Origin of the sequence: Vibrio diabolicus (assembly GCF_011801455.1) — a bacterium.
Lineage (GTDB): Bacteria > Pseudomonadota > Gammaproteobacteria > Enterobacterales > Vibrionaceae > Vibrio > Vibrio diabolicus.
Genome location: NZ_CP042451.1, coordinates 2,128,568 through 2,143,317, shown reverse-complemented (window position 1 = coordinate 2,143,317; position 14,750 = coordinate 2,128,568). Strand labels below are relative to the sequence as shown.

The 14,750-nt window shown below is 45.2% G+C and carries 12 protein-coding genes and 1 riboswitch; of the genes, 5 read left to right on the top strand and 7 right to left on the bottom strand.

Going from position 1 to position 14,750, the window contains the following annotated elements; all coding sequences use genetic code 11:
* Positions 1 to 9: 9 nt before the first annotated feature.
* The 4 genes from FR741_RS10195 to torD all read right to left on the bottom strand — a co-directional run bounded on the left by FR741_RS10195 (position 10) and on the right by torD (position 4,014).
* Positions 10 to 696 (bottom strand): TVP38/TMEM64 family protein, encoded by a 687-nt coding sequence (locus FR741_RS10195; protein ID WP_046874737.1) that lies wholly within the window; start codon positions 694 to 696, stop codon positions 10 to 12.
* A 115-nt stretch (positions 697 to 811) separates the two neighbouring features.
* Complete coding sequence (locus tag FR741_RS10190) at positions 812 to 1,402, bottom strand: TfoX/Sxy family DNA transformation protein (RefSeq protein ID WP_005390721.1); 591 nt, start codon at positions 1,400 to 1,402, stop codon at positions 812 to 814.
* A 116-nt stretch (positions 1,403 to 1,518) separates the two neighbouring features.
* Positions 1,519 to 1,608, bottom strand: a riboswitch (cyclic di-GMP riboswitch).
* 285 nt (positions 1,609 to 1,893) lie between these two features.
* Complete coding sequence (purR, locus tag FR741_RS10185; RefSeq protein ID WP_053807169.1) at positions 1,894 to 2,898, bottom strand: HTH-type transcriptional repressor PurR; 1,005 nt, start codon at positions 2,896 to 2,898, stop codon at positions 1,894 to 1,896.
* Positions 2,899 to 3,366: 468 nt separating this feature from the next.
* A complete protein-coding gene (gene torD / locus FR741_RS10180; protein WP_065645390.1) occupies positions 3,367 to 4,014 on the bottom strand; it encodes a molecular chaperone TorD in 648 nt (215 codons plus the stop codon).
* A gap of 266 nt (positions 4,015 to 4,280) precedes the next feature.
* Between torD and torR the strand changes: the two genes are divergently transcribed.
* On the top strand, positions 4,281 to 4,991 hold the full coding sequence (gene torR / locus FR741_RS10175; protein ID WP_005390726.1) for a two-component system response regulator TorR: 711 nt from the start codon (positions 4,281 to 4,283) through the stop codon (positions 4,989 to 4,991).
* Positions 4,992 to 5,062: 71 nt separating this feature from the next.
* On the opposite strand, the gene elyC is transcribed toward torR, so the two are convergent.
* On the bottom strand, positions 5,063 to 5,848 hold the full coding sequence (gene elyC / locus FR741_RS10170; protein ID WP_006742121.1) for an envelope biogenesis factor ElyC: 786 nt from the start codon (positions 5,846 to 5,848) through the stop codon (positions 5,063 to 5,065).
* 114 nt (positions 5,849 to 5,962) lie between these two features.
* On the opposite strand from elyC, the gene cmoM reads away from it, so the two are divergent.
* Genes cmoM through mukB form a run of 4 tightly spaced genes read left to right on the top strand, consistent with a single transcriptional unit; the run spans position 5,963 to position 13,266 of the window.
* On the top strand, positions 5,963 to 6,754 hold the full coding sequence (gene cmoM, locus FR741_RS10165; protein WP_012841987.1) for a tRNA uridine 5-oxyacetic acid(34) methyltransferase CmoM: 792 nt from the start codon (positions 5,963 to 5,965) through the stop codon (positions 6,752 to 6,754).
* Between the two features lie 2 nt (positions 6,755 to 6,756).
* Entirely contained in the window at positions 6,757 to 8,094 is a 1,338-nt protein-coding gene (gene mukF, locus FR741_RS10160) for a chromosome partition protein MukF (RefSeq protein ID WP_048626187.1), read from the top strand.
* Positions 8,075 to 8,800: a chromosome partition protein MukE gene (gene mukE / locus FR741_RS10155; RefSeq protein WP_005378379.1), complete on the top strand. Its 726-nt coding sequence runs from the start codon at positions 8,075 to 8,077 to the stop codon at positions 8,798 to 8,800. The genes mukF and mukE overlap by 20 nt, the downstream gene beginning before the upstream one ends.
* 2 nt (positions 8,801 to 8,802) lie before the next feature.
* Positions 8,803 to 13,266, top strand: a complete 4,464-nt coding sequence (gene mukB / locus FR741_RS10150; protein WP_167427107.1) for a chromosome partition protein MukB — start codon at positions 8,803 to 8,805, stop codon at positions 13,264 to 13,266.
* 142 nt (positions 13,267 to 13,408) lie between these two features.
* Here the strand turns inward: mukB and FR741_RS10145 are convergent, their stop codons facing one another.
* Both FR741_RS10145 and FR741_RS10140 read right to left on the bottom strand, forming a co-directional pair.
* On the bottom strand, positions 13,409 to 13,561 hold the full coding sequence (locus FR741_RS10145) for a hypothetical protein (protein WP_005390736.1): 153 nt from the start codon (positions 13,559 to 13,561) through the stop codon (positions 13,409 to 13,411).
* Between the two features lie 219 nt (positions 13,562 to 13,780).
* Positions 13,781 to 14,749, bottom strand: a complete 969-nt coding sequence (locus tag FR741_RS10140) for an alpha-L-glutamate ligase-like protein (protein ID WP_006742116.1) — start codon at positions 14,747 to 14,749, stop codon at positions 13,781 to 13,783.
* Position 14,750: the final 1 nt, after the last annotated feature.

Sequence of the window (14,750 nt, the reverse complement as noted above, 5' to 3'; positions counted from 1 at the left end):
ACTTACTAATTATGAGTTTTGCTGACTCGGTGTTGGCCTTACTTTATTCATAACCCATTTAGTGATGATTGGAAACAGCCCCAGTAACGCAAAAGAGGCCAATACCGCAGGTGAAATAATGCCTGACAGGCTTTCAATTGTTGCTAACTGAGTACCGGCGTTTAAGTAAACTGCAGTGCCTGGCAACATACCTACTTGGCTAGTAAGGTAAAATCGACCTACAGACATTGGCGTTAAGCCCATCAACAAGTTGATAAGAAAGAAAGGGAATACCGGAATGAGACGCAAGGAAAATAGATAAAATGCACCGTCTTTTTCGACGCCTTGATTAATTGCGATTAACTTATTGCCAAACTTGTTTTGTACCCAGTCACGCAGCAAATATCGGCTGCTTAAAAATGCTAGTGTTGCACCCATAGTACTGGCGAAAGAAACCAGTAATAAGCTCGTCCAAAAACCAAATAGAGCCGCACCAAGTAATGTAACCACAGCTGCCCCAGGAATAGAAAAAGCGGTAATTGCAATGTAGGCAAAAAAGTAAATAGCTGCCGAAAAAACAAAGTTCTGATCGATGTATGTGGTCAGCGCTTCTTGTTGTGCTTTTGCATTTTCCAACGTTAAATACTGACTAAAGTTAACGCCTAAAAAGATAATGATCGCGACCAGGATTAGGCCTAATATCAGTTTCTTATTCATATTTATGATTCCAATTTGGGATATATGTAATAAGACAGAATGAAAGTCGAAAAAATTTCACAAAAAAACCGCAGATTAGACTGCGGTTTTACAAGATAGTTTTTAAGGCCGACTTTTATTGGAGGCCATTCATCAACTCATCTCGGCGAGCTTGAGGTACAACGCTCCAATGAGTACCGTTAATAGCACCTTCTAGTGCCCATAACAGCTCAATGTTGACGGTTGCAGAGTGCGTATCTCTTATCGCTTTATAAGCGTTAAGTGCACCTTCCTCTTCCAGTTTTTCTACTGACTCAATGCCTGCTTTTTTCAGCATGCGTTCAGTTGCCAGTCGTAAGTTAGGCAAATCTTTTAAGCGATTAGGCTTTGTAGTTGCTTGCTGTTCTTTTTCAAGCTTTGCCTTTTTCAACGATTGGTTAGCTACTTCGATTAAGCGTTCGCTAGACTCCCATAAATCGTTGGAAATTGCGTAGTACTTAGTAACGACTGGGAAGCCACGTTTTTTATAAACGTAAGGCTTTAGCCCTTGTTTCTCGAAGTCAGATGAAGTTTGTTGGTCTGCTCTTATATGAAGCTGATTATTTACAACTAGTGCAAACATTGTTTCATCAGCGAATAGTCCGAAGCCACCAAACATTGAGCGCGACTTGATATTACCAAGTGCCTCAAATAGCTTCATAGAGTCTTTGAGTATCGGTTTATCCATGTTTTGTTATCTCGGTGTAATTAATATTACGCCACCAAAAGTCAGGTCCGAGAGAGTAGCAAACATGCGCAAAAGCAATGTCATTACAGGGTAAAGTCATCGCTTGCACACTTGCCATCGGTAACCCCGCTACCTTCCATATAGTACTATGGTTCAGGCCGGAGGCTTTGCGTCCCACCCTTTCGAATGGTTTGCCCTGTGCGTGACAGAATGAGCATACTTCGTATATTGAATTAACATCACGTTTTACCCGTAAAAGTGTGATTTTGGTTCAATAAAAAGTGTCGACAAGCGCATATTTGTGCATATTTGAGAATAAGGCGGGATGATCTCGAGGTTGTGAGCGAGTGTGATTTACCTACATATAAAACAGAGACTTAGAGATTCGAGATTTTTTGTCTAACAAACCTAAGTCAGGGAAAAGTTATTTAGATACAAAAAATAAGCGCCCTTTTAGAGCGCTTATTTGACATCGTTATATTTGGCGAATTTTAGTTCATTTTCTTCACGGTGTTTCGAATTACAAGCTCAGGTTGCATTTCGAAAATTCGCTTTTCGTGTTCTTTATCTTTGATTCGCTCAAGTAGGATCTCGAACGCATTTTTACCCACACGACGTTTAGGTTGGTGGATAGTGGTTAACGGTGGAGAGAAGTATTCCGCAAGCTCGATGTTGTCGTAGCCGATCACTGAAATATCATCAGGAACTTTGATACCGTTTTGTTGTAGGCGGCTCATTAAGCCCAAAGCCATTGTGTCGTTAAAACAGAATACCGCTGTCGGACGTTTGTCCATTGCTGTAATTTTATCTGCGACTAAGACGGCCGTATCACATTCAAAGTTACCTTCAAGGATCCAATCTTCATTTACAGCTAGGTTTGCTTCGCTCATCGCGCGACGGAAACCTGCAATGCGCTCTTGGCAAGCAAGTTTTTCAAAATGACCGCTTAGACAAGCAATATCAGTATGGCCATTGTCGATCAGATGTTTGGTTGCGATGTAGCCACCTTCTTCTGAGTTATCCATGATCTTGTCCGCTTGTGAGCTTTCTGGACCCCAATCCATGACCACTTTAGGAATGTCGGCATGACGGTCAAGCATCTCTTTAAGCTCTTCGGTTAAGTCAGAACACATCACTAGGATGCCATCAACACGTTTTTCAGCCAGCATACGGATGTAATCGCGTTGTTTTTCGTAAATCCCACCCGTATTACACAGAATCAGAGTGTAGCCTTGGCGGTAACAGTAGCTCTCAACCCCGTCAATCACTTCTGAGAAGAATAGGTTGGTTGACTGCGTTACTAACATGCCAATAGTACGAGTTGAGTTGCACTTTAGGCTGCGTGCAACCGCACTTGGCGCGTAATTCAACTCGTCCACGGCTTTCATTACTTTTTCTTGCGTTGCTTCTGCAACGAAACGCGTTTTATTGATAACGTGCGAAACTGTCGTAGTGGAAACGCCGGCTAAGCGAGCAACGTCTTTTATAGTGGCCATAAATGGTGTCCTGTATCGAGCTACTGAAATATGTCGTGTTGGATGTACCTGATGCTCTAATGGTTTTACACCCAGCAATCTAAGGTTGGCGCTAAGTGTTTCGGCAGCGGTTGGTCCAAGCACGACAAAAGGGTACGTAGCAGCATCGGTCGATGAATTTTATCTTTTTTCTATCTGATGAGAAATTGCCATCAACCTGTTAAAAAACACAAAAACCGCTATATTTCAGCGGTTTACATATAAATCATATTTAATCGTTTGCGCTCACATTTTAGCCCTATGTGGACTGACTAGCAATGTTTTCAGCAAGAGATTTGTGTATTTGAAGTCACATTTTGACTGCTAAATAACCAAGCGTCTTTGAGCTAAGTTAAGGCAAACGAATAATATACCCAACTTACTTACATTCAGTTATTTCAGGTATACAGGAAGCCCGATAGGCGGGCTCCTTAAAAAAATAGGCGGCAATTATTCCCCAAGAAGGTAAGCGCTGTCTAGTTTACAAAATGCAACTAATAGTTTCGCGACGTTCGAGTAGAACCCAAATTCGTCGAATTGTTTACATTTGTCTGCAAACTGAGGTAACCAAGACATCAACTGTTGCTGGATAAAGTCGTTTTGTTTAACGAAGGCTTCTTCCATGTGTTTTTCTTGCTCAAGTTCGTTTGAGCGGATAATCATGTTGCCGAGAAAGTCGAGTTCAACGGCTAAGTGGTCCGCAGGCTCTTTTAGATTTTCATCTACTTGAACGCCAAATTCTGCCATCAACTTTTCCATTTCCTCGGCTGGCTTGTCATTCAGCAAACCTGATTCACCGATGTACATAGATGCGTAAGGAAGAGCGCCGTATTTTTCTGTCTTCAAAAACAGTTCACAAAAGTCAGCAGCAAGCTCCAATTGAGCGTCTTCACGATCTTGCAATCGGTTTAGCGCATCAACGAGGCTATCAACAGCTGGTTTCAGCGACTCATTTTCACCTAAACCTGCTAGAAAACTGCGAATTTCAACACTGTGGTAGGCTTCCAGCTCTTTCTCTGTTAGTTCTTTTGCGAACAAGCTCGAAAACCACCAGTAAATTTCAGCGCGTTTTTCATTAAAAGCTTTCACTTCTTGCATTTTGGGCTCCTGAATGATGCTTCAAGTTGTGCATCACAAAGTCAATTAGGGATATCCCCTAAGTGTAATCAATTAAAATGAATAGCAGTAACTATAATTATTATGTTTTATGGTCAAAAATTAACGTTTATTAATAGCGATGGGTAAGCTTGTTTTGAATCAATAAAAACGCTAAATCTTGCTTTTTAATGTATCTATGACTAGAAATGTTACTAGTTATGAATAGAATACGTCTTGGATAATAAGAAGACAGAAAAGTGGTGTAAATGAGCTATCACGTATTAGTCGTAGAAGATGATGTTGTAACTCGTAGTAAGCTTGCGGGATATTTCCAAAATGAGGGTTACCAAGTCAGCGAAGCAGAGAGTGGCGCAGAAATGCGTGAGGTCCTGCAAGCGGGCGATGTAGACCTGATCATGCTGGATATCAACCTGCCGGGTGAAGACGGCCTGATGCTTACTCGTGAATTACGTAGCCAATCGGATATTGGTATCATATTAGTAACAGGACGCACGGATAGCATTGATAAAATCGTAGGCCTAGAAATGGGCGCTGACGATTATGTGACAAAACCTTTTGAACTGAGGGAGTTGTTGGTTCGCGTTAAAAACTTGCTGTGGCGTATTTCAGCAGCGCGTAGCGGTAGCGCGAAAGCGAACGAAACCAGTGAAGAACATATTGTACGTTTTGGAGAGTGGACATTCGACATTCAACGTCGTGCGCTGAGCCGTAACGGCGAACCCGTAAAATTGACCAAAGCAGAATACGAACTTTTGGTGGCGTTATCGTCTTACCCTAACCAGGTGTTAAGTCGCGAGCGTATTTTGAATATGATCAGCCACCGAGTTGATGCTCCCAATGATCGTACTATTGATGTTCTTATTCGACGTATGCGCGCAAAAATGGAGTTTGATCCAAAGAACCCGCAAATTTTTGTGACGGTGCACGGCGAAGGCTATATGTTTGCTGGTGATTAAACTGAACAAACCTAAGTCTTAAAAAGAAAAGGAGAGCTTCGGCTCTCCTTTTTTGTGGTTTCAAGATAGTACTACTTTGCTTCAACCATTGGTGTTTGGCCGACAGTATCACGCAATCTTTGCCAAATGCTGCCCAAGTACTCATGCCAATAAAGCTCCGTTTGTTCTAAGTAACGCGCTTTAGGTGAGTATTTATCCCAAGGTTGACTGATTTCGCTAATAGCTAAGAAGTTGGTCGGGGCTGGGATTGGTTTAATGCCTGCTGCGTTGAACTCATACAATGCACGGCTCATGTGGCTCGCAGAAGTGACTAACACAATCTCCTTTTGTTGAACGAATGCAGCCGCTTGACGCGCCTCTTCCCACGTATCTTTCGCATCTTCTAATAAAATGATATCGGATTTCGCGACTCCCAACGCAAGGGCAACGTTCGCCATCATTCTCGCATGGCTAATTTCAGAACCGCCAGCATAGCCAGACAAAATTAATTTAGCACCTGGATACATTCTTAAAATACGAATGCCTTCAGTTAAGCGCATTAATGCTGCACGGCTTAACTGCGAGGTGGGTGGAATTTCGTCATCGATAACATGACCATTCCCTAAAACCATCACGTAGTCGATGGTGCCAGAAACTGGCAAAAAGGCTTTATGCTCTCGCTCTAATGGCATAAGAAGCTTGGTTGAAACAGGTTGGAAGGCAACAAGAAAAATGCCAACAAAAGAGAATAGAACAACGAAGCAGCCAGTTTTACGTTTTGTGGTAAAACTAATGAGAGCAAGACCCAACAAGCCTATCAGCAGCAATGCCGGAAGTGGCATAAGCAAGGCTGACACTACTTTTTTCAGCTCAAACATACATAAATAGTCCGAAAAAACATCAATTGATAATAAAAATGAGGGTACCCCTCTTTATTCCTGCTTTCCTTGTGCCAGAATAGCGGCACAATCCGTTATGATAACTCAGCAGAAGTGACAGAAGACCGCAATTTCGACGATATCGCCCACAAATTTGCAAAAAATATTTACGGCTCCGACAAAGGGGAGATCCGCCAAATCATTGTGTGGGAAGATTTTCTACAGATTCTAAGTGAATTAGATGCTGACCAGCAACCCCTAGAGGTGTTGGATGCTGGTGGTGGTTTGGCACAAATGTCGCAAAAGCTTGCTAAGCTCGGACATCGAATCGCTTTATGTGATCTATCTTCGGAAATGCTGCAGTTGGCTAAGCAGGATATTGAAAAAAACGGTTTGCTTGAGCAGTATCGCCTGATTCATTCGCCTGTCCAATCCATTGGTGAGCATATGGATGAACAGGTGGATCTTGTTATGTTTCACGCCGTCATGGAGTGGTTGGTCGATCCTAAGGCCGCACTTGAAACGGTACTAGAACAAGTAAAACCGGGAGGCATCGCATCAGTGATGTTCTATAACCACCATGGTTTAGTCTATAAAAACGTGGTTTGTGGCAACATTCCTCATATATTAGACGGCATGCCTCACCGAAAAAGATTTAAACTACAGCCGCAAAAAGGCTTAAAACCTGAAGAAGTCTACCAATGGATAGAAGATTCAGGCTTTAGTATTTGTGGTAAATCTGGTATCCGCTCATTTAGTGATTACATAGGTAATATGCAATACATGGGCGATTACGAGTTTGAAGATGTGTTGGCGCTAGAAAAACAACTTTGTCGACAAGAGCCATACCTCTCATTAGGCCGCTACATTCATGTGTGGGCTAAAAAGAACGATAAACAGGAATAACAATGAGTGAGATGACTCTCAATGCTGCAGAGCAACCAATCGATGAGTTGGTTGGCTGGGTTAAGCAGCACGATTTCTCGTTGAACCTGACCACAGAGCGATTGGCATTCTTAATAGCCATTGCCGTACTGAGTAATGAAAGGTTCGATGAAGAATTGGGTGAAGGTGAATTGCATGATGCGTTTGCCATCGTCACTCGATTATTTGATGAGACTGGCGAAGCATCCGCTTTTCGTGCTAACAACGCCATCAACGAGATGGTAAAGCAGCGCCTTATTAGCCGTTTTGTCAGTGAGATTACTGATGGAGCGAGCATTTACCGCTTGTCGCCTTTAGCGATAGGAATTACCGATTACTACGTGCGTCATCGTGAGTTCTCGAAACTGCGCCTTTCTATTCAACTGTCTATGGTGGCAGATGAAATGGCTAAAGCGATTGAGGCAGCACAAAAAGGTGGCACACCGGGCCACTGGAAGAAAAACGTATACGGAGTTTTAAAATATTCTGTAGGCGAAATCTTCGATCAAATCGATCTTAACCAACGTGTGATGGATGAGCAGCAGCAATCTGTAAAACAACAAATTGCCGATCTGCTAAATAAAGACTGGCGCGAAGCGATCAACAACTGTGAAGCGCTCCTATCAGAAACATCAAGCACGTTGCGTGAACTTCAAGATACGCTGCAAGCCGCCAGTGATGAACTGCAAACTCAGATCCTAGATATTCAAGAAATTGTGTACGGCGATCCTGAGCTAGAGTTCATCGAAGAAGCGTTGTTTGGTCTGCAAATGAAGCTGGACCGAATCACAAGCTGGGGCCAGCAAGCGATCGACCTTTGGATTGGCTACGACCGACATGTACACAAGTTCATCCGTACTGCAATTGATATGGATAAGAACCGTGCGTTTAGCTCGCGTCTGCGTCAATCCGTCAAAGATTACTTCGATGCGCCTTGGTATCTGACTTATGCAGATGCGGAAAGGCTTTCTGACCTTCGTGATGAGGCGTTGGTGCTACGTGATGACGAAGTGACCGGCCAAGTTCCGATGGAAGTAGAGTATGAAGAATTTCAACAAGTCAATGATGAGTTGTCTGAACGAATTGGTGACATGCTAAAAGCGCATAAAGATCAAGGCACGCCAATCGACTTGAGTGTGGTATTGCGAGATTACCTTGCACAGCATCCTTACACTCATCATTTTGATTTAGCTCGCATTATTGTCGATCAAGCTGTGCGTCTAGGGTATTCAGAATCGGATTACCAAGCGATTCAACCAGACTGGAAAGCGATCAACGAATTTGGGGCAAAGGTACAAGCGAATGTCATCGACCGATACTAATGAATACATGTCAGAGAATCTGGCAAAAGCAATCTCTAACCCTCTGTTCCCAGCGCTAGACAGCATGCTACGAGCAGGGCGTCATATCTCAAGTGAAGATCTGGATAACCACGCGTTGTTATCGGACTTCGAACTTGAGCTTTCTTCTTTCTACCAGCGCTACAATACCGAATTGGTGAAAGCGCCAGAAGGTTTCTTCTACCTTCGTCCTCGTTCAACTTCTTTGATTGGCCGCAGTGTGCTTTCTGAGCTGGATATGCTGGTGGGTAAGGTACTGTGTTTCCTTTACCTAAGCCCAGAGCGTCTTGCGCACGAAGGCATCTTCACTAACCAAGAGTTGTACGACGAGCTACTTGCTCTGGCTGATGAAAACAAGCTGATGAAGCTAGTGACGAACCGTGCTACCGGTTCTGACCTTGATAAAGAAAAGCTGTTTGAAAAAGTACGTACGTCACTTCGTCGTCTGCGTCGTCTAGGCATGATCATCAACATCGGTGAAACCGGTAAATTCAGCATTAGTGAAGCGGTATTCCGCTTTGGTGCCGATGTACGTATTGGCGATGATATGCGTGAAGCGCAGCTACGCCTGATCCGTGATGGTGAAGCGGTAGTGCACACCAAAGAGCCAAGCCAAGGCAGCCTATTGTCTGAAGAAGATCAAGACGACCAAGCCCAAGAAGAAACAACAGAAGAGGGTGAAGCATGAGCATGATTGAACGCGGTAAATACCAATCGCTGACCATGGTCAACTGGAACGGCTTCTTTGCCCGTACGTTTGACATCGATGGTCTGGTCACCACGCTATCAGGTGGTAACGGTGCAGGTAAATCAACCACAATGGCGGCGTTCATCACCGCATTGATTCCTGACCAAACGCTACTGCACTTCCGTAACACCACAGAAGCAGGCAGCAGCCAATCGTCTCGCGACAAAGGTTTGTACGGTAAGCTGCAGCCGGGCGCATGTTATGCGGCGTTGGACGTGGTGAACTCACGTAACCAACGCCTATTGTTTGCAGTAAAACTGCAGCAAGTTGCGGGTCGTGATAAGAAAGTAGACATCAAACCGTTTGTGATCCAAGGTCTTCCAAGCCATGTGAAACCAACGGATATCTTGGTTGAAAGCGTATCTGCGACTCAAGCTCGTGTACGTCAAATCAACGAAGTAAAAGAATCGATCGCGGAATTTGAAGGCGTTCAGTTCAAAGCGTTCTCTTCTATCGTGGATTACCACGCACAAATGTTTGAATTCGGTGTGATTCCGAAGAAACTGCGTAACTCTGGTGACCGCTCTAAATTCTACCGCCTGATCGAAGCATCGCTTTACGGTGGTATTTCAAGTGCGATTACGCGCTCGCTACGTGACTACCTTCTGCCACAAAACGGCGGCGTGAAGAAAGCGTTCCAAGATATGGAATCGGCGCTGCGTGAAAACCGCATGACGCTAGAAGCGATCAAAACTACGCAAGCAGACCGTGACTTGTTCAAACACTTGATTACAGAGTCGACCAACTACGTGGCAGCTGACTATATGCGCCATGCCAACGAGCGTCGTAAAAAACTAGAACAGACATTGTCTTTGCGTTCAGAGTTATTTGGTTCTCGCGAGACCTTGATTGAGCAAAACAATCTGCTTAACCGCGTTCAAGAAGAGCTGGAACTGCTGATCGAGTCAGAATCTTCTTTAGAGCAAGACTACCAAGCGGCTTCTGATCACTTGCAACTGGTGCAAAACGCGCTGCGTCAGCAAGAGAAGATCGAGCGCTACCAAGAAGATCTTGAAGAGCTGAGCGAGCGTCTTGAAGAACAAATGATGGTAGTGGAAGAAGCGCAAGAACGCGTGATGATGGCTGAAGAGCAAGCGACCATTGCAGAAGAAGAGGTGGACAGCCTTAAGACGCAACTTGCTGATTACCAGCAAGCTCTTGACGTTCAGCAAACTCGCGCGCTTCAATACCAACAAGCCGTTCAAGCGCTGGAGAAAGCGAAGCAGCTACTTGGCGATGACAACCTAACGGCAGAATCCGCACAAGCGTTAGTGGCGGAGCTGAAAAACAAAGAGTCGGAAAATACCAATACGTTGTTATCTGTGAAACATAAGCTCGATATGTCATCAGCTGCGGCAGAGCAGTTTGATACTGCATTGAAGCTTGTACAGAGCATCGTTGGCCCTGTTGAGCGCAAAGATGCCTCTGAGCACGCAAAATTGGCAATCGCTAAAGCTCGAGAATCACAGCAAATTGCACAAAACGAACAGCAATGGCGAGCACAACACCGTGATCTCGAACGCAGCCTTAACCAGCAGCGTCAAGCACGTGAACTGGTTGCTGAATACAAAAAGCAATATCACGTCGAGCTAACCGATGAAGTTACGTTTGAACAAGAACGTGAACGTCATGCGATGCAAATCGAATCACTAGAGATAGCTCAAGAGGAAGTTCGTGATCAGCGTGGTGAACAGCGCCGTCTAGAGCAAAATGCGGCGGCAGAAATCAGTAAGTTTGAAGCGATAGCGCCAGCTTGGATTGCAGCGAACGATGCGCTAGAGAAACTGAGAGAGCAGAGCGGGGCAGACCTTGAGGATCGCCATGCGGTAATGAACCACATGCAGGTTGTTCTTGAGCAAGAAAGGGAGCTGTCCTTAGCTAAAGATAAACTTGCTGAGCGTCGCAGTCAGCTTGACACTGAGATTGAACGTCTTGCTTCTCCTGGTGGTTCAAACGACCCTCGCCTGAAAGGTTTGGCTGATACTTTAGGCGGTGTATTACTGTCTGAGATCTACGATGACATCACGATTGATGACGCGCCTTACTTCAGTGCGATGTACGGTCCGGCTCGTCACGCTATCGTTGTTTCTGACCTGTCAGGTATCGAAGAGAAACTGGTAGAGCTAGACGACTGTCCAGAGGACTTGTACATCATTGAAGGTGACATCGATGCCTTTGATGACAGCTCGTTCGATGCAGAAGAGTTAGAGGGCGCGGTTTGTGTTCGCATGAACGATCGCCAAATGCGTTACTCTCGCTTGCCTGAGATCCCATTGTTTGGTCGTGCGGCACGTGAGCAGCGTTTAGAGTTGCTGCGTAACGAACGAGAAGAAGTGGTAGAGAAGCACGCAAAAGCGGCGTTTGACTCTCAGAAAATGCAGCGTTTGTACCAAGCATTTAACCAATTTGTGTCTAACCATATTCAAGTTGCTTTTGACGCCGATCCAGAACAAGCACTCGCAACCATTCGTGATAAGCGTAACCAAATCGCTCGCGTGCTGGCGGATCTGGATGCGAAAGAGCAACAACAACGTTCTCAGCTTCAAACTAGCAAGCAAGCGTTGTCTTCTCTGGACAAGCTAGCGTCACACATGGTGCTTGTTGAAGATGAGTCATTGCAAGCACGTTTTGATGAGCTAGAAGAGAAAATCGCTCAGCTTGCAGAGGCAAAAAACTTCTTAAACAACTATGCAAAAGCCATCACGCAATTAGAGAATATTGCGTCTGCGCTTGATGCTGACCCAGAGCAATTTGATGCACTAGAAGCAGAATACAAAGCGGCAGATGAACAGTTACAAGATCTTAAGAAGCAAATCTTTGCACTCTCGGATCTGGTTGAACGTCGTCACTACTTCGCTTACTCAGACTCGGTTGATCTTCTGAACAAAAGTAGCGAACTGAGTGAGCAGCTAAAAGCGAAGTTGGTTCAAGCTGAACAGACTCGTACTCGTTCTCGTGAAGAGTTGAAGCAAGCACAAGGACAAATGAACCAATACAACCAAGTATTGGCGTCTTTGAAGAGTTCGCATCAAGCGAAGCAAGAAACCGTACAAGAGTTCAAACAAGAGCTGCAAGAGTATGGCGTAAATGCCGATGAAGGCGCGGAAGAGCGTGCAATGCGCCGTCGTGACGAGCTGCAAGAACGCTTACATACTTCACGTAGCCGTAAGAGTGAATACGAGCGCACGATAACGTCGACCGAGCTTGAGATGAAAGGCTTGGCGAAACGTCTGAAGAAAGTGCAGAAAGAATACGCAGAGCTGCGCAAATTTGTCGTTGCAGCGAAAGCGGGTTGGTGTTCAGTACTTCGCTTAGCGCGTGAAAACGATGTTGAGCGTCGTCTACACAAACGTGAACTGGCGTATATGTCGGCAGATGAATTGCGTTCCATGTCGGATAAATCATTGGGTGCGCTGCGTCTTGCTGTTGCAAACAATGATGACTTGCGTGATGCACTCCGTTTGTCTGAAGACAACGCTCGCCCAGAGCGTAAAGTTCTGTTCTACATCGCTGTTTACCAACACCTTCGTGAGCGTATTCGTCAGGACATCATCCGCACCGATGACCCAGTAGAAGCGATCGAAGAGATGGAAGTGGAACTGGCGCGTCTAACGGAAGAGCTAACGCAACGTGAAAACCGCCTAGCGATCAGCTCTGAGTCGGTAGCGAGCATCATCAAGAAGACGATTCAGCGTGAGCAAAACCGTATTCGTATGCTGAACCAAGGCTTGTCGAACATCTCGTTCGGTCAGGTCAAGGGCGTACGTCTAAACGTGAAAATTCGTGAAAGTCACGAAGTGTTACTGAACGGTCTAGCGACACAACAAGAGCAGCATAAAGATCTGTTCGAATCGACTCGCTTTACCTTCTCTGAAGCAATGGCGAAACTGTTCCAACGTGTGAACCCACATATCGATATGGGTCAACGTTCTCCTCAGGTTCTGGGTGAAGAGCTACTGGATTACCGTAACTACCTAGAGCTAAGTGTAGAAGTGAACCGTGGTACAGATGGTTGGCTACAGGCTGAGTCTGGCGCGCTATCAACAGGTGAAGCGATCGGTACTGGTCAGTCAATCCTTCTGATGGTTGTTCAAAGCTGGGAAGAAGAATCTCGTCGTCTTCGCAGCAAAGACATTGTGCCTTGTCGTCTGCTCTTCTTGGATGAAGCAGCGCGTCTGGATGCGAAATCGATCGCGACATTGTTCGAATTGTGTGACCGTCTGGATATGCAGCTTCTTATTGCGGCACCAGAAAACATCAGCCCAGAGAAAGGTACTACCTACAAGTTGGTGCGTAAGGTGTTTAAAGACCATGAGCACGTACACGTAGTTGGTCTACGTGGTTTTGGTCAAACGGATAAGCCTAAGACCGAAGCGCAAGAGATGATCGAAGAGTTTGAATCGTAAACTCCGAATCTAGCAAAACGCCCGCAATGAACGCGGGCGTTTTTGTATTTGTTAGCGGGAGGCTTCAAAGCGTATAAAATAAGCCGAGACTGTAGGACGACAGTCTCGGCTTATTAATAGAACTTAGCGGGGAGGCTAAGTTTTATTCCTCTGAAATATCGTCTCTGATATCGATCATTTCAGCAAGCTCTTCAAGTGCTTGGACAGAAAGCTCAGACAAGCGTTGTAAATGCTGGTCTAAGCTCTCTTGTTCTTCAAGCTCTGGTTCATCGTTATCTGTTTCTTTTGTTAGCATTTCTCAACCTCTCAAGTTGAGTAAGGGGAGACCTCATCATACTCAAAAGTTAAAGGAGAAAAGAAACGATCTATGTTGATTCTGTTAGCTCGATCATTGATTCAAGTTATAGGTGAGATGGGTTTGTTTAATAAGATTAGTAGGTAGACGGTTTTGGAAACGGAAATAAAAACGCCAGCAATCCGAACAATTACTGGCGAATGATATTGTGATTGGCGATTAGAACTGCGGTTTTACCCCAAACTGCTCTGCTGCGTAGGCGACACGTTCAATCGGCTTTGGATACTCGGCAGGTGTGCCGAGGCTCTCTATGTGTTTCAAACGAGGAAGCAAGCCTGCACCATTGGCGATTTGGATTGCCAAGCCAGGACGAGCGTTGAGCTCTAAAACCATAGGTCCTTCCTCTTTATCCAGCACCATATCCGTACCCATGTACCCCAACCCTGTCATCTCCCACGCACTAGACGCAAGCTCAAGCAAGCGCTCCCAGTGCGGGACTTGGAGGGTAGAAAGGTCTTTGCCGGTATCCGGATGGTGGGTGACTGGATGGTCGAATTGTACCGCTCGGATTGCTTTACCTGTGGCGATATCAATGCCCACGCCCACAGCGCCTTGGTGAAGGTTTGCTTTACCGTCCGACGCCGCCGTAGAACAGCGCATCATTGCCATAACAGGGTAGCCTTTAAATACGATGATTCGAACATCAGGCACGCCTTCATAACTGAAGCCATCGAAACAATCATCAAATTTAATCAGGTTCTCAACGACTGCGACGTCGTTTTTACCACCAAGAGAGAAAAGGCCAGCAAGCGCATTACTGATATGACGTTCAACTTCGTCCTTACCAATTGTAGAGCCGGAAGGTTTGGTATAGACCCCATCTTTATGCGAGGTAATAACCAAAATACCCTTACCACCACTACCTTGAGCGGGCTTGATAACAAAACCAGGCCAATCTTGCACCATTCTATGGATTGTCTTTACTTCTGCTTGGTTATGAATAACGCCGATCAGAGCAGGGACTGTCGCCCCTGCTGCCTGCGCAATAATTTTAGTCTTGAGCTTGTCATCAACTAATGGGTATTTAGAACGATCATTGTAACGGCCGATATAACTGTGGTTACGTTTGTTCATCCCCATAATGCCTTTATGGCGAAGCTTAGCTGGCGAAGTAAAACTTTCGAACATC